The organism is Streptomyces sp. CB01249 (assembly GCF_001905735.1).
GTDB lineage: Bacteria > Actinomycetota > Actinomycetes > Streptomycetales > Streptomycetaceae > Streptomyces.
This window is the reverse complement of the sequence record NZ_LISW01000002.1, coordinates 882649-899886: the sequence shown is the minus strand read 5'-3', so window position 1 is coordinate 899886 and position 17238 is coordinate 882649. Positions and strand designations below refer to the sequence as shown.

Sequence of the window (17238 nt, the reverse complement as noted above, 5' to 3'; positions counted from 1 at the left end):
GTACGGCGGAGCGCCGCGGCCCGGGTGGGGGTCGCGGCGCTCCGTTCCGTGCGGGTCCGGTCAGCCGAGGAGCTTGACGATCTCGTCGGTCGTGCCGGTCTCGCCGAGGCGCGGGAAGATCCGCTGCAGGCTGTTGTCGTGGGCCTCGCCGCTCATGTCGGTCATCGCGTCCGTGGCGAGCGTGACGTGGTAGCCGTGCTCGTGCGCGGAGCGGGCGGTGGACTCGACGCCGATGCTGGTCGCGATGCCGGCCACCACGACCTGAGTGACGCCCCGGCGGCGCAGCTGGAGGTCGAGGTCGGTGCCGTAGAAGGCGCCCCACTGCTGCTTGGTGACGATGATGTCGCCCTCGCGCGGGCCCATCTCGGGCACGATCTCGGCCCAGTCGGCGGCGGGCTGCCCGGACCGGGCCGGGCCCTCGTTGCGGCCGGGGGCGCCGCCGGTGACGCGGACGAGGACGACGGGCAGGCCCTTGGCCCGGAAGGCGTCGGCGAGGGTCGCGGCGTTCGCGATGACGTCGGCGGAGGGGTGGGCGGTGGGCAGTCCGGTGATGCCCTTCTGGAGGTCGACGACGATCAGCGCGGTCTGGGGGTCGAGAACGGTGGCGGTCATGGTGGTGCTCCTTGGGGTGGTGCTGATGGGGGTCAGGTACGCCCGCGCAGGGCGCGGTCGGTGACGGTGAGGACGATGAGCAGGACGCCCAGGACGGCGGCGACGGCGGCCATCAGGTGCAGCCCCCGGTCGCCGGCCGACTGTCCGTAGGCCAGGGCGATGAGGCTGGAGGCGGTGATCGCCCCGATGTACTGGGCGGTGCGCTGGAGGCCGGCGGCCGAGCCGACGGAGGCGGGCGGCGCGTAGGCCTGCACGGCCGCCTGGTTGCTGGTCCCGATGAGCCCCTGCGGGATGCCGAAGCAGGCCCCGGCGAGCAGCAGGACGGCGACCGGTGTGTCGCCGGACAGCAGGAAGAGCGTTCCGGCCCCGGCGGTGAGCAGGACGCAGGCCAGCACGAGCGGGCCCCGGATGCCTTTCGTACGGGCGCCGAGCAGCGAGCACACCAGCGCGGCGACGGACATCGGCAGCATGAGGAGTCCGGTGTGCCCGGAGGAGAAGCCCCGGGCCTCCTCCAGCCACTGCGTGTATCCGTACATCACGCAGTAGATCAGCAGGTAGCTGACGCCGTGCCGGAGGTACGTACGCGAGAGCGCGCCGTTGCCCGCGAGCATCCGCAGGTCGATGAAGGGGGCGGGCGCCCGCAGCTGCCACCACACGAGGGCGGCGGTCAGCGCGGCGAACGGAGCGAGCAGCCACCACATCGGGTGCGCGAGGTCGAGCAGGAAGAAGGCCAGGACAGTGAGCGCGGTCGTGAACAGGCCGATGCCGAGCGGATCGAGCCCCAGCCGGGGCGCCGGGGCGCCTGCCGCGCGGGCGCGGGGCGGGTCGGCGGGGATCCAGAGCAGGGCCGCGCCGAGGGCGATCAGCGCCACGGGCACGTTGACGGCGAAGATCCCGCGCCAGCCGGTCGTCATGACGAGCAGCCCGCCGAGCGTGGGCCCGACCGCCGCACTGCCGAGCGCGGCGAAGGAGAGCCGGGCCAGCACCGGGCGCGGGGTCGCCCGGCCGATCCGGGCCGACTCGTCGCGCAGCACCGCCATGGCCGCCGGGTAGGCCGCCGACGTACCGATGCCGAGCAGCAGCCGCGACACGATCAGCTCGCCGAAGCCCTGCGCGAAGGTGCCCACCAGACCGGAGGCGACGACCACGACGAGACCGGCGAGGAAGACCCGGCGCGGCCCGAGGACATCGGCGAGGCGGCCCAGGACGGGCTGGGCGACGGCGCTGGCGAGGTAGAGGACGGAGATCAGCCAGGCGGTGTCGGCGGCGCCGACGGAGAAGTGGTGCCCGATCGCCACCAGCGCGGTGGAGATCATGGTGGTGTTCAGCGGGTTGAGCAGTGAGCCGAGCAGCAGCGGAGCGGTGAGCCGGGCGCTGAAGCCGGGGCGGGGCTCCGTCCGGTCCGGGCGGGCCGCCGCGCGTACCGCCCCGGGGAGCACGTCACGAGCCGTCACGAACCGACCAGGCGTTCGATGAGGGCCACGGCCTCGGCGACCGTCCGCCGCTCGTGCCCGTCCAGCTCGGCGGCGACGGCCTCCGCCAGCCAGTTCCGCTTGGCGGCCCGGACCTGGGCGAGCGTCGCGCGCCCGGCGTCCGTGACCGTCATGACGGACTTCCGCCCGTCGGCCGGGTCCGGCGCCCGCTCGACCAGCCCCTGCGTCTCCAGCGCGCCCAGGGTCAGCCGCATGGACTGCGGGCGTACGAATTCGGCGCGGGCCAGGTCCGCGGTGGTCGCGGCGCCCCCGTCGTCCAGCCGGGCCAGCACGGAGCGCTGGGTCGGCGTCAGCAGCGACTCCGACGAGGAGGAACGCAGCCGCCGCAGCAGCCGGCCGACCACGGAGGCCAGCTGGTTCGCCACCTCTTCGGCCGTGGGGTCGGGGGCCGCCCCGGGTACGTGCGTCATACATTCACCGTACGAGATCGACAGGCCACCTTGCAAGGCAGCCTGTCATTCTCCGGCGACCACCACGCACCGTCCCCGCACGGGCGCCTCGTGTCGCGGCTGCCCGGAGGGGGACATAGCCTCACAAACGTGACGCCGCCTGTGAGCCGAAGCCGGATCCTCATACCGGGCCGGGCCCTGCTCGCCGCGCTCCTCACGGTGTGCTGGCTGGCCCTGGCCCCCGCGCCGGACGCCCGCGCCGACGACCCGGTCACGCTGTCCCGCGACGGGCAGATCACCGACAAGGTGGGCGCCCTCGGCGAACGCCGCCCCCAGGTGGTCACGGCCCTCGACCGGCTCTACGCCGAACACCGCCTCCAGCTCTTCGTGGTGTACGTACGCGACTTCTCCGGGCGCTCCGCGCAGGACTGGGCCGACGCGACCGCCGACCGCAACGGCCTCGGCCGCGACGACGTCCTGCTCGCCGTCGCCACCCATGCCCGGCAGTACGCCTACTCCGTCGACCAGGACGCCCCCCTCACCGACACCCAGCTCCGGGACGTGGCGAACACCGCGATCGAGCCGGCGCTGAAGGAGAACGACTGGGCGGGCGCCGCGATCGGCGCCGCCGACGGGTACACCGCCGTCCTGTCCGGCGAGCCCGTGCCCGCCCCGGCGATCACCCCCGGCCCCTCCGACCCGGGCTCCGGCTCGGGCGGCACCAGCACCGGCGACCTGCTCCTTCCGATCGTCCTGCTCTGCGCGGTCGCGGCCGTCGCCGCGTACGCGTTCCTGCGGCGCAAGCGGCGCGCCACCACCCGTACGACGCCCGGCACGACCGGCTGGGGCGGGGGCGTACCGGCACCGACCCCGCTGCCGGAGCTCGACGCGAAGGCCAAGGAGACGCTCGTGGCCACCGACGACGCGGTCCGCACGAGCGAGGAGGAGCTGGGGTTCGCGACCGCCCAGTTCGGGGAGGAAGCCGCAGCGCCGTTCGCCGAGGCGGTGACGTACGCCAAGGGCGAGCTGACCACCGCGTTCCGGCTGCGGCAGCAGCTGGACGACGCGTTCCCGGAGGACGACGAGACGCGACGGCGGATGCTGGACGAGATCATCAGCCGCTGCGCGGACGCCGACGGCCGCCTCGACGCCGTCTCCGAGGACTTCGACCGGCTGCGCGAGCTGGAGCGCGGGGCGCCGCAGGCCGTGGCCGCCGCCGGGACCGCGCTGGACGAGCTGACCGGGCGCGTCCCGGCCGCCGATTCCGCGCTCGCCTCGATGCGCGAGCGGTACGCGGACCAGGCGTCGGCCCCCGTCGCCGGTGACGCCGACCAGGCCAGGGACCGGCTCGCCTTCGCGACCTCCTCCCTCGACAGCGCCCGGCAGGCGGTGGACGGCGGCGACCACGCGGCGGCGGCCGTCTACGTCCGGGCCGCCGAGGGCGCGCTCGACCAGGCGGGCACCCTGATCGACGGCGTGGAGCGGCGGGGCCGCGAACTGGACGAGGCGGCGGACCGGCTGACCGCCGCGCTCACCGAGCTGGACACCGACCTCGCCGACGCGGGCGGGCTGCTCGACGGCATGCCGCAGGGAGCGTCCACCGCCGACCTGAGCGGCCGGATCGCCCGCGCCCGCGCGGTGGCCGGCGACGTACGCGGAGAGCGGGGCGGCCGGTACGACCCGATCGACGCGCTGCGCCGGGTGGAGGAGGCGGACCGGGCGCTGGACGAGGCGCTGGCCGGGGCGCGGGAACGCGAACAGGGCGACACCCGGGCACGCTCGCTGCTCGACGGGGCGCTGCTCACCGCGCGCTCCTCGGTCGCGGCGGCGGCGGACTTCGTCACGACGCACCGGGGCGCGGTCGGCAGCACCGCCCGGACCCGGCTCGCGGAGGCGCAGCGCCGCCTGGAGCAGGCCGCCGCGCTGGCGGGCAACGGCGACCCGCAGGCCGCCCTGGCCGAGGCGAACCGCGCGGACGCGCTGGCCGGCGAGGCGCGGAGCCTGGCCGAGCAGGACGTACGCGGCTACGGCTACGGCGGGCGCGGCGGCCCCGGCTCCATGGCGGGCGGGGGTGGCGGGGGCATGGGCGGCGCGGTGCTCGGCGGGATCATCCTCGGCGGCCTGATGGGCGGAGGCGGGGGCCGGGGCGGCTTCGGGGGCGGATTCGGCGGAGGCAGAGGCGGGGGCGGGGGCTTCGGAGGCGGCGGGCCCGGCAGCTTCGGCGGCGGAGGGACACGGGGCCGCCGGGGCGGCGGCGGACGCTTCTGACGCGGGGAGCTTCCCGTACCTCCGTACGCGCAGTCACCGGCAGCCTTCCGTACCCCGTAGGCGTACGCACCGTCGGCTTTCCGTACCCCGTACGCGTAACCCCACGAACGGCACCACCCGACAGGAGAGGCCCCATGAGCAAGCAGACCATTCTCGGCCGTGTCACCCAGCTGGCGAAGGCCAACATCAATGCCCTGCTCGACCAGGCCGAGGATCCGCAGAAGATGCTGGACCAGCTGATCCGCGACTACACGAACAACATCGCCGAGGCCGAGCAGGCGGTGGCCGCCACCATCGGCAATCTGCGCCTCATGGAGCAGGACCACGTGGAGGACGTGGAGGCGGCGCGGGAGTGGGGCGGCAAGGCGCTCGCCGCGAGCCGCAAGGCCGACGAGCTGCGGGCGGGCGGCTCGGGCCCCGAGGCGGACAAGTTCGACAACCTGGCGAAGGTCGCGCTGGGCCGGCAGCTGCAGTCGGAGAAGGAGGCCAGGACCGCCGAGCCGACCATCGCGGCGCAGACCGAGGTGGTCGACAAGCTCAAGACGGGCCTGGACCAGATGAAGGCGAAGCTCTCTGAGCTGAAGGCCAAGCGGGACGAGCTGGTGGCGCGCGCCAAGTCGGCGCAGGCGCAGAACCAGATGATGGACGCGGTGAAGAACATCGACGTCTTGGACCCGACCAGCGAACTGGGCCGGTTCGAGGACAAGGTGCGGCGCGAGGAGGCGCGGGCCCTGGGCAAGCAGGAGCTGGCGGCCTCCTCGCTGGACGCGCAGTTCGAGGACCTGGACGCCCTGGGCGACAGCGCGGAGGTGGAGGCCCGGCTCGCCGCGCTGAAGACCACGAAGTGAGCCGCGCCCCGGCCGCTGCTCAGAACATGCTGAGCAGCTCCTCCACCGAGCGCTCGGCGGGCGGCCGGCCGTCGGGCAGCGGCAGTTCGAACCAGACGGTCTTGCCGCGCGGCGTCCGCCGCGCCCCCCAGGCCGCGCTGAGCAGCCCCACCAGCTGGAGGCCCCGGCCGCCCTCGTCCGTGTCGCGGGCGCGCCGGCGCCTCGGCTGGACGAGACCGGCGTCCCACACCTCGCAGACGAGGGTGCGGTCGCGCAGCAGGCGGAGCCGGATCTCGCCCTCGCCGTAGCGCAGGGCGTTGGTCACCAGCTCGCTGACCAGCAGTTCCGTGGTGTCGACCAGGTCATCGAGGCCCCAGCTGGTGAGCTGGCCCCGGGCCAGTTCGCGGGCGCGGCCCACCGAGCGGGGCTCGCGGGGCAGCCGCCAGTCGCCGACGGCCTCGGTGGGCAGGCCCTGGATACGGGCCATCAGGAGTGCGATGTCGTCCTCGCCGTGCCGGGTGTGCAGCGAGCCGAGGACCCGGTCGCAGACGTCCTCCAGCGGCTGGGCCGGTTCGACCAGGGCCTTGCGGAGGGCGGCCAGGCCCTCGTCCAGCGGGTGGTCGCGCGATTCGACCAGGCCGTCGGTGTAGAGGGCGAGGAGCGCGCCCTCCTTCAGCTCGACCTCGACCTCCTCGAACGGTTCGCCGCCGACGCCCAGCGGCATCCCGGGCGGTACGTCGAGGAGCAGCGCGGCCTCGCCCGGCTCGACCACGACGGGCGGCAGATGGCCCGCGTTGGCGAAGGTGCAGCGCCGGGTGACCGGGTCGTAGACCGCGTAGACGCAGGTCGCCAGATACACCTCGGCGAGGTCCGCCTCGCGGGACTTGTGCGCGGCGCGGGCGGGCCACTGGGCGCCCCCGCCGCCGGAGGCGGAAGCGGCTCCGGGGGCGCCGAGGCCCCGGGCGACCTCGTCCAGGGCGGACAGCACCTCGGCGGGTTCCAGGTCGAGGAGGGCCAGGGTGCGCACGGCGGTGCGCAGTTCGCCCATGGCCACGGCGGCGCGCAGGCCGCGCCCCATCACGTCGCCGACGACGAGCGCGGTGCGGTGTCCGGGCAGCTCGATCACGTCGAACCAGTCGCCGCCGACCTCGTTGGCGGTGTTGCCGGGGAGGTAGCGACACGCGATGTCGAGCCCGGCGGCCTCCGGGTCGCCGGGGGGCAGCAGGCTGCGCTGGAGGATCAGGGCACGTTCGTGCTCGCGGCGGTAGAGGCGGGCGTTGTCGATGCAGACGGCGGCGCGGGCGGCCAGCTCGGTCGCGAGGGCCCGGTCCCGGGCGTCGAACGGCTCGCTGCCCTTCGTACGGGAGAAGCGGACGAGGCCCACCACGGTGTCGTGGGCGACCATCGGCACGGCCAGCGTGGACTGGACGAAGCCCCGGTCGTCGCCCGGCACGTCCTCGATGCGGCCGGTGCGCAGGGCGACGGCGCTGGGCGAGCCGAAGGGGTAGCGGTGGACGGCGCCGAGGGCGGGGGGCGCGGCGCCGCCGCCCGGCGGGCCGGAGTCGGAGGCGCCGGGGGCCGGGTGGGGCAGGGCGTCGGACACGGCGCTGGCGAAGGCGACGCGGCGCAGTTCGGCGGAGCCGCCGACCGCCTCCGCGCCGAGCGGGCTCCAGCCGCCGGGCGCCGCCTCGTCGCCGGTGAGCAGGGCCTGGTAGAGGTCGACGGAGGCCAGGTCGCAGAAGACCGGGACGGCGACGTCGAGGAGTTCGCGGGCGGTGGTCTCCAGGTCCAGGGAGTTGCCGATGCGGGCGCTGGCCTCGTTGAGCAGGGCGAGGTTGCGGCGGGCGCTGGCGGCCTCGCGGGCGGCGGTGTGACGCCGAGTCACGTCGGTGGCGAGTCCGGCGATGCCGATGGGGCGGCCCGATCCGCTGTGCACCCGGTAGAGGTTGATCGACCAGTGGCGGCGCTCGGTGTCGCCGGGGGCCGTGCCGACGAGCTGGAGGTCGGTGACGGAGTTGCCCGTCTCCAGGACCCGTTCGAGGGTCGCGGTCAGGCGGTCGGCGTCGGCGCCGGTGAGGTAGTCGCCGACGGTGCGGCCCCGGTGGTCGTCGGCGCGGCCGCCGAAGACGGTGGCGAAGCGCTCGTTGGCCCGGACGACGGTGAGGTCGGTGCCGAACAGGACGAAGCCGAAAGGAGATTGGCCGAAAATCGCCTGCGAGGCGGCGAGGTCCGTCTCAATGCGGCGCAGGGCGCGGACGTCCACGACGATGCAGACCGCCGCCCGTTCGCCGGTGGCCGTCTCACTGGGCATCACATAGATCTCGGCGAGCCCGTGCGCCCCGTCCTCGCCGGGCATCCGGAAGGGGACGAGACCCGTCCACTCCTTGCCGTCGAGCACCTCGCCGACGCGGCGGTGGCCCTCGCGGCGGACCTCGCCGGGCAGGAACGCCTCGACCGGGTCCTTGCCCACGGCCTCGTGGGCGGCCACGCCGAAGAGACCGGCGGCCCGGCGGCTCCACTGCTCGATCAGCCCGTCGGGCCCGATCGAGAAGGAGGCGACTCTGATGTAGTCGTAGATCGAGCCGGGCGGGCTGCTCTGCCACACGACGTCGCCTGCTGTCCCAGGTATTTCGCTCACGCGACCGTCCCCTCCAGCTCACACACCGGACCGGTCATGCCCGCAGTATTCAGCACTACGGCCCCGTCCGGCACGGCGTTCACGATCACAGCACGGTCTCAGTCCCTTTCAGCCAGGTTCGGCCCCGACCTCCGGTGATCGCTGTGCGTCCCACCTCACTCCTAACCAGGCAGAGCCAGCTCGAACCACACCGTCTTGCCGCTCTTTCCCCGCCGGGTCCCCCAGCGCCGGGCCGCACAGGCCACGAGCTGCAGTCCCCGGCCGCTCTCGTCGTCGGGTCCCGCCGTACGTTCGGTGGGTGGGTCGGGGAGGGGATCGGAGACTTCCACGAGGAGACCGGCGTGGGCGGTGGAGTGGTCCCCGTCCGGACGGGGACGCAGCAGCCGCACCCCGATGGGGCCGGTCGTGTAGCGCATGGAGTTGGTGACCAGCTCGCTGACCAGCAGGATCGCCTCGTCACCGACGGCGGCGTCGAGCCCCCAGCCGCGCAGGGTGTCCTGGACGGCGTGCCGGGCGGTGCGCACGGCACCGGGGACAGCGGGAAAACTCCACTCGGCTCGATCGCCTTCGGTATCGGTCACGCCGATCACTCCCAGAGCCGGCAACGGTGACGCCCTGTCCGCGCGGGGCAAACAGCACATACCCGATCATCATGAGCAAATACCGCCGGGCTCGACACGCAGGGCGTACGGGTGTACGGCGGCGCGCACGTACGAGTGCCCGGGAAGCGGGGGCGCACACGCCTCGGCGCCACGCGCCGCACCATGATCCGCGCGCCGGACCCGGGCCCCTCGCGCCGGACCCGGGCCCCTCGCGCCGGACTCAGGCCAGGTCGCCCGATGCCCTGAGGTCGTCGAACAGCAGCTGGTCGACGGGCGGTACCCGGTCGCGGTCGGCGTACGAGAACCACGCCACGTCCTCGATCTCGCTGCTGGCCCTCAGCTCACCGCTGAACCCGGCGGTGTAGCAGGCCATCCGGACCACCGCGCCGTCCGGCAGGCCGGGTCCGCCGGCTTCGTACGTCCCCACGTGCGCGACGGACTCCGCGTCGATACGGACCGTCAGCTCCTCCTCGATCTCGCGCACGAGGGTGTCGAGGTCGCTCTCGGCTCCCTCCCGCTTGCCGCCCGGGATGTAGAAGACGTCCTTGCCGCGCGGGCGGGCGCACAGGATGCGGCCCTCCTCGATCCGCACCCACGCCACCGTGTCGATCAGCACCTGCGCGTCCCCGCCCTCCAGTTCGCCGATCGCCTCGGCCAGCCACTTCCTCTCCTCGGCGCCCGTGGCGCGGGCGATGCGCAGCATGCCCTGCCGGAAGAGCGTGGGCGCCTCCTCTGCCCGCACCGGCTCGCCGTCCCGGTAGAAGAAGCTCGCCGGGACGTCGAGGAACGCCTGCCGCCTGCGCAGGACCGCCGCCTGTCCGGCGCGGTCCGGAAGGTGGTGCAGGAACGCGAGCAGCGTGAAGAAGCGCTGCCCGTCGGTGATTTCGGCCTCCTTGGGGTGCCCGAGCCGGGCGTACAGCTCCTCGCGTCCGGCCTCGGTGAGGGAGAGGACCCGGCGGAGCGCGGCTCCTGTGCCGGGCTCGGTGCGCTGGTCGACCAGGCCCGCCTTCACCAGCCGGGAAATGGCCGGATAGAGCGCCCCGTCACTGACCGGGCGGATATGGCCGCTGAGGGCCTGGATGCGGGCCTTCAGCTCGTATCCGTGCAGGGGCTCCTCGAAGAGGAATCCCAGAATCGACAGTTCCAGCACGCGTCGAGCTCCTTACCGCGTCCGTCGTCATCCGCTTGCCCGTCCGGCGCCCTCATGTTATCTCTTTCCGCTGTACCTCGATTCGAGGTACAGCGGAAAGAGGGGGCGGTCATGGAAGCGGCGGAGCACCGGCGCACGCTGGTGGTACTCGCGTATCCGGTCTACTTCGAGCTCTTGGCGGGGGTCACGGCCGGGATCATCAACATGGTCTGGGTGGCCCGGCTGGGCGGGGCGGCGGTCGCCGCGGTGGCCGCCGCCACCAACGTCGAGAACCTGCTGCTCGGCGTCATCCTGGTGGCCGGCTCGGGTACGACGGTGCTCGTCGCGCGGGCCAGGGGCGCGGACGATCCGGCGGCGCTGCGCTCGGCGGTGCGCGGCGGGTGGGCGCTGTGGGCCCTGGTCACGCCGGTGGTCGCGGTGGGCGGCCACCTCTGCCGCGAGCCGCTGGCCCGGCTCGTCCTCGGGGCCGGTGACGGCGGCGCGGCGGCCCTGGCCACCGGCTACTTCGCGATCGCGCTGCCGGGCATCGCGGTGTTCTTCGCGACGAACGTGGTCGACGGCATCCTGAAGGGCGCGGGCGACACCCGCACCCCGATGCGGCTGGCGGTCCTCGCGAACGGACTGATCCTCGGTCTGGACCCGCTGCTCATCCTGGGGTTCGGGCTGGGGGTGCGCGGCGCGGCGATCGCCACGGTGCTGGGCCGGACCGCCGCGCTCGCCTGCGGCCTGGTGGCGCTGCGGCGCAACGGTGTGCTGCGGCGGGCCACCGCGACCGGTGCGGGGCGCGTACGCGGGAGCCTCGCCGCGGACGCGCGCGGGACCGCCGCCACGGGGCTGCCCATGTCGGCCGACTTCGTCGCGCGGATGACGGGCGCGCTCGCGCTCGTCGCGGTCGTCGCCCGGATCGGCGTGGACGAGGTCGCCGCGTACGGGATCGCGACCAAGGCGATGTACGTCGCGACGATGGCGTTCTACGCGGTGCGCCAGGCCGCCGCCATCCGCACCGCCCATCTGCTCGGCGCCGGGCGCGACGCGCGGCGGGCCATCGGGCGGCAGGCGCTGCTGGTGGCCTCGGCGCTCGGCCTCACGGCCGCGGCCGTGCTCCTCGCGGGCGCGCCCTGGATCATGCGGGCGTTCGGCAGCGAGGGGGCGGTGGCCGGGGCCGGGGCGCTCTATCTGCGCTGCGCGGGCCCGTATCTGCTGTTGCTGGCCTGCTTCATCGCGCTCGGCGGCGTCTTCGAGGGCAGCGGCGCGAGTCCGGCGCTCGCCCGCGTCACCGCCTGCGGGGTCGCCGTCCAACTCGCGCTGGCGTACGGCATGTCGGGGTGGGGGCTGCCGGGCATCTGCCTGGCCATGGGCCTCTCGATGGCGGCGCAGTGCGCCGCCCTCGCACCCCTGTACCGGCGCACGGCGCACTAGCACCGTGCGCCGCACTCCTTACGACTGGGCGGCCTGCCCGATGCGCTCCACCCAGTACAGCTGCTTGTGCCCCCGGTCCTGCAACTTGTCGGCCGCTCGCTGGGCCTCGCCCTGCGTGGCGTACCTGCCCACGCGGTAGCGGTTGCCGTTGTCGTCCTGCCGTATCACCAGCCAGGAAAGCACGGCACCGCTGTCACTCATCGTGTTTCTCCCGAGCATCGCGCCCCTCCCCTGAACGATGTGCACGCTTCTAAGGAACTCCAGGAAACCCCGGTACGCATATGCCTGAGCCTACGCCTGACCTTCACGCAACGGATACGTCTTTACACAAAGAGGTACCGATCCGGCCAGGAACGGACCAACGCCCCGGGGGCGCACTCTCGCGAGTGCGCCCCCAGGGCGTCGCAGCGGGACATCCGGCGGCGGGCCGCCCGGGCGTCACCTCACGGGGAGCCGGTACCCCACCCGGTAGCGGTCGGCCGGCACCACCACGTCGGCGGTCTCGACGGGCCGCCCCGAGGCGTAGAAGGTCCGCTCGACCACCATCACCACATGACCGGGGACCCCGCCCAGCGCCAGGAGCTCCTCCGCAAGCCCCGGGCGCGCGCCCACCTGCTCGGCGACGTTGTCCACGACCACGTCGATGGCGGCCATCCGCTCGACCACCCCGCAGCCGCCCAGCGGGCCCTCCTCCGGCAGCATCACCGGCGTTCGGCCCGTGATGGCCAGGGGCTCCCAGGAGGTGGAGAGCATCACGGGCTCACCCGCCTCCCGGAACACGTAATGCGTGCGCATGACGCGGTCGCCCGGTTCGATCCCGAGCCGGGCGGCGATCTCGGAGCTCGCGCCCTCCTGCTCGCTGCGCGACTCCCAGGTGCCGCGCGCCCCGTCCGCCGCCTGCTCCTGGCGGAACGGACCCGCGCCCGCCTCGGGCCGGAAGCCGGAGCGCTCGACCATGCGGGGCACCGGCCGCTCGCGCACATACGTCCCCGAGCCGGAGCGGCCCTCGACCAGGCCCTCCGCCATCAGGACCTTGCGCGCCTCCAGCGCGACGGTGTCCGAGACCCCGTACTCCTCGCGGATGCGCGCCTGGGACGGCAGGCGCGTATGCGGCGGCAGCAAACCGTTGACGATCTTCTCTCTCAGATCGCTCGCCACGCGCAGATAGGCGGGCTGCTCACCGAAAGCCACAGGCCACTCCCCAAGAGGTTGACGGACTGCGACAGCGTCGCAACCGTGGGTTCCGGATCGCAAGCGCAGGCCACAGTTTCACTCGAAGTGATGACATTGGGCGGGCCTGCGCATAGTCCGCCGCGCGTGGACCAGAACCCCTTTAAACCGCCTTTGCCAAACCCTTGACCCCGTTTGGTCCAGACCAATAACTTCTGGCCTCATGCGTCGAAGAACCCTGTCTTCACTCGCCATCGCCGCCTGCGCTGTCACGCTCGCGGCCTCCTTCTCCCCCGCCGCCAACGCCTCGTCCGGGCACGGCGGTCACGGCGGCGGGCACGGCCACCACGGCTCCGCGCCCAGCTACAAGCGCGTCGGCTACTTCACCCAATGGGGCGTGTACGGACGTGACTTCCAGGTCAAGGACCTGGAGACGAGCGGCACCGCGGCCAAACTCACCCACGTCAACTACTCGTTCGGCAACGTCAGCGCGGACGGCAAGTGCTTCACGGGCAATGTGCCCGGCGAGGCCGACGCCTGGGCGGACTACGTCCGTCCGCTCGACGCGGCCGGCTCCGTGGACGGGACCGCCGACACCGACGACCAGAAGCTCGCGGGCAACTTCAACCAGCTGCGGGAGCTCAAGGCCAAGCACCCCGGTCTGAAGGTGATGATCTCGCTCGGCGGCTGGAGCTGGTCCACGCACTTCTCCGACGCGGCCCGCACCGCCGCGTCGCGCAAGGCGCTCGTCTCCTCCTGCATCGACCTGTACATCAAGGGCAACCTGCCGGTGGACGGGACGCGCGGCGGCGAGGGCGCGGCGGCCGGGCTCTTCGACGGCATCGACATCGACTGGGAATGGCCGGGATCCGCCGGTGACACCGACACGGTGTACCGCCCGGAGGACAAGCGGAACTTCACCGCCCTGGTCCACGAGTTCCGCACCCAGCTCGACGCGTACGCGAGGAAGACCGCCCAGGCCCAGAAGGGCCGGCACCACGGCGCGAAGCCCAAGCACTACGACCTCTCGGCGTTCGTCCCGGCGTCCCCCGAGAAGATCGACGCCGGGTTCGACGTGCCGCGCATCATGCGGGACTTCGACTTCGTGAACCTCCAGGGCTACGACTTCCACGTCTCCGGCGAGGCGAAGACGGCCCAGCAGTCCGCGCTGTACGCGAAGAACGACTACAGCGTCGACCGGACCGTGCGCGACTGGCTGAAGCGGGGCGCCCCGGCGCGCAAGCTGGTGATGGGCATGCCCTTCTACGGCCAGGGCTGGACGGGCGTGACCGGCGGCGGCGACGGCCTCGGCCAACCGGCGGCGGGCCCCGCCCCGGCGACCTGGGCGGCCGGTTACGAGGACTACAAGGCCCTCAAGAAGCTGGCCGAATCCGGTACGTACAAGGTGCACCGCAACACGCGCGACGGCAGCGCCTGGCTGTTCGACGGCACCACGCTGTGGACCTACGACGACCCCCAGGTGCTGCGCACCAAGACCGCGTACATCCGCGACCACCGGCTCGGCGGCGCGATGTTCTGGTCGCTGGACGGGGACACCGAGAACGGCGAGCTGATCACGGCCGTCGACCGCGGGCTCTCCCACCGCTAGGAACACCCCGAGGGGCGGCTGCGCACCGGCAGCCGCCCCTCGGTCGTGCGTACGGTCACCAGTCGACGGTCTCCGTCCAGACGGACTGGATGTAGCCCGCGCCCCACGGGTTGGTGGCGACGGAGGCCTGACCCACCGGGGCCCAGTCGCCGAGGACGATCCGCTGCGGAAGGCGCGGGTCCAGGGCGTTGAGCACGGCGTGGACGCGGTGGTGGCCGGTGCCGCCTGTGCACAGGCTGGAGATCGTGCTGCCGGCACCGCCCCCGTAGGAGACCGAGCAGCCCGTCGGCGCCGCCTGGGCGGAGGGGGCCGCCGTCAGCATCGCGCCGACCGCGGTCATGGCAAGGGCCGCGGTACCTATGACACTGCGCTTCCCGAACATGTGACTCCTTGGGTCCAGTGGGTGGGTCCAGTGATGGGGAACTCGCCGCGATCCGCCCAACTCCCCGTATGTGCAGGTTTCCTGACACATCGGGAGATCGCGTGAAGAATCCTGCACACATCCGGCCACGCTGACAAGAGCGTTGCCCATATTTGGTCCAGTCCAATCGGGAGGCCCGGGGCCCGCATAGGGAAACCCCTCGGCATTCGCCGGGTGCCTGGCAGCCCCGCCGGACGGCTCCCCACACTCGTGCGTCGGCACCGCCCTCACCACCCCACGGGACGGTGGCCGGATTCCGCCTGTACGAGGTGAAAGGACACCCCCGTTCCTATGTACATACGAAGAGCCACGAGGCTTCTGACGGCCACTCTGGCCTGTGCGTGTGCCTCCGCCCTCGCCCTTCCCGTCGCGTCGGCCGCCCCGGCGCCGCCCGCCCCCTCCCCCACCGCCGGTCCGCATGCCTTCGCCCCGGCCCCGTACACGACGAATCCCACGGCCGCCGTCCGGCGCGATGCCGAGGCCGACGCGAAGAAGGCCCTGGCGGCGCACGGGCGCGTCGCGCACCGCAGTGGATCGGACGCCTTCACGGTCCGGAATCTGGTCGTCGACCGCGACGGCTCCGCGTCCGTGCGCTTCGACCGCACGTACAAGGGCCTGCCGGCGTACGGCGGCGATGTCGTCGTCCACCTGAAGAGCGACGGCAGCTACGAGTCGCTGACCAGCGCCGCCGAGGCCGCGCCCGCGCTGTCCACCACCCCCTGGCTCGCCGCGTCGCGCGCCGCGAAGCTGTCGGAGAAGGCGTTCGACGGCTCGGCCGACACGGTCTCGACGCCCCACCTCGCCGTGCAGCTGGACGGCACCGCGTCCGCCCTGGTCTGGGAGACCGTGGTCAGCGGGGTCCGCGCGGACCAGACGCCCAGTCGGCTGCACGTCCTGGTGGACGCGCACTCCGGCAAGGTCCTGCGCACCCGGGACGAGGTGAGCACCTTCGCACCGGCGGGCCGGGCGGCTCAGGCCCGTACCAGCGGAGCCACCGCCACCGACTCCGCCGCACCCGCGCCGTCCGCCGCCGCCACCGCGGTCACCGGCCGTTCGATCTACAGCGGCCAGGTGTCGCTGGACGCCACCCAGTCCGGCAGCGGGTACAGCCTCCAGGACCCCTCGCACGGCAACGGCTACACGACCAACCTCAACCACGCCACCAACGGCACCGGTTCGCTGTTCACCAGCTCCACCGGCACCTTCGGCAACGGCTCCCCCAGCGACCCGGCGTCGGCCGGCGCGGACGCGCACTACGGGGCGGCCATGACGTACGACTACTTCAAGACGGCCCACGGCCGCAGCGGCATCTTCGGCGACGGCCGGGGCGTGCCCTCGCGGACCCACTACGGCAACGCGTACGTGAACGCCTTCTGGGACGGCAGCCAGATGACGTACGGGGACGGCCAGGGCAACCAGCGCCCGCTGGTCGAACTCGACGTCGCCGGGCACGAGATGGCGCACGGCGTGAGCGGCGCGCTCACCGGCTGGGACGAGACCGGTGAGACCGGCGGCATGAACGAGGGCACCAGCGACATCTTCGGCACGCTGGTGGAGTTCTACGCCGACAACCCCGTGGACAAGCCCGACTACACCATGGGCGAACTGATCAACATCAGCGGCAACAACCAGCCGCTGCGCTGGATGAACCAGCCCTCGCTGGACGGCTCCTCGCCCGACTGCTGGAACAGCAACAACGGCGGCCTGGACCCGCACTACTCGATGGGCCCGCTCAACCACTGGTTCTTCCTCGCCGCCGTCGGCAGCGGCAACCACGGCTACGGGAACAGCCCGACCTGCAACAACTCCACGGTCACCGGCATCGGCAACGACAAGGCCGGGAAGATCTGGTTCAAGGCGCTGGCCACGTACGCCAACAGCCGCGAGAACTACCACCAGGCGCGCATCGACTCGCTGAAGGCGGCGGCCGACCTCTACGGCGCGCACTGCACCGAGTACAACACCATCGAGGCCGCCTGGGCGGCGGTCAGTGTCACCGGCGCCGACCCGGTCCCCGGCACCTGCGGCAGCCAGCCCGGCTCGCCCTCGGTGACCAATCCCGGCAACCAGACGACCGCCGTGGGCACCGCCGTCTCGCTCCAGATCCAGGCGAGCGACCCGGGCGGCTCGACGCTCACCTACAGCGCGAGCGGCCTGCCCGCCGGACTGTCGGTCAACGCCTCGACCGGCCGCATCACCGGCACCCCGACCACCGCGGGCACCTCGTCGGTGACCGTCACCGCGAAGAACACCGCGGGCGCCACCGGCACCGCCGCCTTCACCTGGACCGTCAACGACGACGGCAACCCGCCCGGCGGCTGCGGCGACCTCCCGGCCTGGAGCGCCACCACCCCGTACGCCCCGGGCGACCGGGTCGCGTACAACGGCCACACCTACACCTCGCAGTGGTACTCCACCGGTGCGGAGCCGGGTGCCCCGGGCTCCTGGGCGGTGTGGACGGACGGGGGCGCGTGCTGAGCCCCTGACCGCCTGACGGGGGATCACCGGTCACGGCGCGCGCCGCACGCGCCGTGACCGGTCGACGCACGTGAACCGACGCCCCGTTGACCCCGCCCCCGGCCGGTCCTACATTCGGGCCTGGTCATGGGCGGGCCCCGTCGCACGGGCGGCGAGGGTACA

14 protein-coding genes and 1 pseudogene are annotated in these 17238 nt (G+C 73.3%); 5 read left to right on the top strand and 10 right to left on the bottom strand.

The features are described from left to right. Positions 1–60 precede the first annotated feature (60 nt). The 3 genes from AMK18_RS12570 to AMK18_RS12560 are packed head-to-tail and all read right to left on the bottom strand — an operon-like array spanning position 61 to position 2515. Positions 61–612, bottom strand: coding sequence for an isochorismatase family protein (locus tag AMK18_RS12570; protein ID WP_073862854.1), 552 nt, complete (start codon positions 610–612; stop codon positions 61–63). Positions 613–644: 32 nt separating this feature from the next. After that, on the bottom strand, positions 645–2051 hold the full coding sequence (locus AMK18_RS12565; protein WP_073862853.1) for an MFS transporter: 1407 nt from the start codon (positions 2049–2051) through the stop codon (positions 645–647). Between the two features lie 11 nt (positions 2052–2062). After that, on the bottom strand, positions 2063–2515 hold the full coding sequence (locus AMK18_RS12560) for a MarR family winged helix-turn-helix transcriptional regulator (RefSeq protein WP_018100870.1): 453 nt from the start codon (positions 2513–2515) through the stop codon (positions 2063–2065). Positions 2516–2656: 141 nt separating this feature from the next. Between AMK18_RS12560 and AMK18_RS12555 the strand changes: the two genes are divergently transcribed. Together AMK18_RS12555 and AMK18_RS12550 are read left to right on the top strand one after the other, a co-directional pair. Next, positions 2657–4762: a TPM domain-containing protein gene (locus AMK18_RS12555; RefSeq protein ID WP_073862852.1), complete on the top strand. Its 2106-nt coding sequence runs from the start codon at positions 2657–2659 to the stop codon at positions 4760–4762. A gap of 134 nt (positions 4763–4896) precedes the next feature. After that, entirely contained in the window at positions 4897–5610 is a 714-nt protein-coding gene (locus AMK18_RS12550) for a PspA/IM30 family protein (RefSeq protein WP_018100872.1), read from the top strand. A 19-nt stretch (positions 5611–5629) separates the two neighbouring features. Here the strand turns inward: AMK18_RS12550 and AMK18_RS12545 are convergent, their stop codons facing one another. The 4 genes and pseudogenes from AMK18_RS12545 to AMK18_RS35595 form a co-directional block, all read right to left on the bottom strand. Then, entirely contained in the window at positions 5630–8194 is a 2565-nt protein-coding gene (locus tag AMK18_RS12545; RefSeq protein WP_107422337.1) for a SpoIIE family protein phosphatase, read from the bottom strand. 194 nt (positions 8195–8388) lie between these two features. Continuing rightward, positions 8389–8817: an ATP-binding protein gene (locus AMK18_RS12540; protein ID WP_073862850.1), complete on the bottom strand. Its 429-nt coding sequence runs from the start codon at positions 8815–8817 to the stop codon at positions 8389–8391. Positions 8818–9049: 232 nt separating this feature from the next. Beyond that, entirely contained in the window at positions 9050–9445 is a 396-nt protein-coding gene (locus AMK18_RS35215) for an NUDIX hydrolase (RefSeq protein WP_241836570.1), read from the bottom strand. Between the two features lie 12 nt (positions 9446–9457). Then, positions 9458–9979, bottom strand: a pseudogene (locus tag AMK18_RS35595) (PadR family transcriptional regulator); the annotation flags it as partial. 111 nt (positions 9980–10090) lie between these two features. On the opposite strand from AMK18_RS35595, the gene AMK18_RS12530 reads away from it, so the two are divergent. After that, a complete protein-coding gene (locus AMK18_RS12530) occupies positions 10091–11398 on the top strand; it encodes an MATE family efflux transporter (RefSeq protein WP_073862846.1) in 1308 nt (435 codons plus the stop codon). Between the two features lie 18 nt (positions 11399–11416). Here AMK18_RS12530 and AMK18_RS12525 read toward each other — a convergent pair whose 3' ends face one another. Further along, the gene (locus tag AMK18_RS12525) at positions 11417–11617 is read right to left on the bottom strand and encodes an SPOR domain-containing protein (RefSeq protein ID WP_026171228.1); all 201 of its coding nucleotides are present in this window, start codon (positions 11615–11617) and stop codon (positions 11417–11419) included. A gap of 219 nt (positions 11618–11836) precedes the next feature. Then, positions 11837–12589, bottom strand: coding sequence for a GntR family transcriptional regulator (locus tag AMK18_RS12520; RefSeq protein WP_073862844.1), 753 nt, complete (start codon positions 12587–12589; stop codon positions 11837–11839). Positions 12590–12791: 202 nt separating this feature from the next. Here AMK18_RS12520 and AMK18_RS12515 point away from each other — a divergent pair, with 202 nt between their 5' ends. After that, positions 12792–14177 carry a glycoside hydrolase family 18 protein gene (locus tag AMK18_RS12515; protein WP_073862843.1) on the top strand — a complete coding sequence of 462 codons (1386 nt, stop codon included), beginning with the start codon at positions 12792–12794 and terminating at the stop codon, positions 14175–14177. A 55-nt stretch (positions 14178–14232) separates the two neighbouring features. Here AMK18_RS12515 and AMK18_RS12510 read toward each other — a convergent pair whose 3' ends face one another. Then, a complete protein-coding gene (locus tag AMK18_RS12510; protein ID WP_241836555.1) occupies positions 14233–14517 on the bottom strand; it encodes a hypothetical protein in 285 nt (94 codons plus the stop codon). A gap of 372 nt (positions 14518–14889) precedes the next feature. Between AMK18_RS12510 and AMK18_RS12505 the strand changes: the two genes are divergently transcribed. Continuing rightward, on the top strand, positions 14890–17076 hold the full coding sequence (locus AMK18_RS12505; protein WP_073862838.1) for a M4 family metallopeptidase: 2187 nt from the start codon (positions 14890–14892) through the stop codon (positions 17074–17076). The last annotated feature ends 162 nt before the right edge of the window (positions 17077–17238 follow it).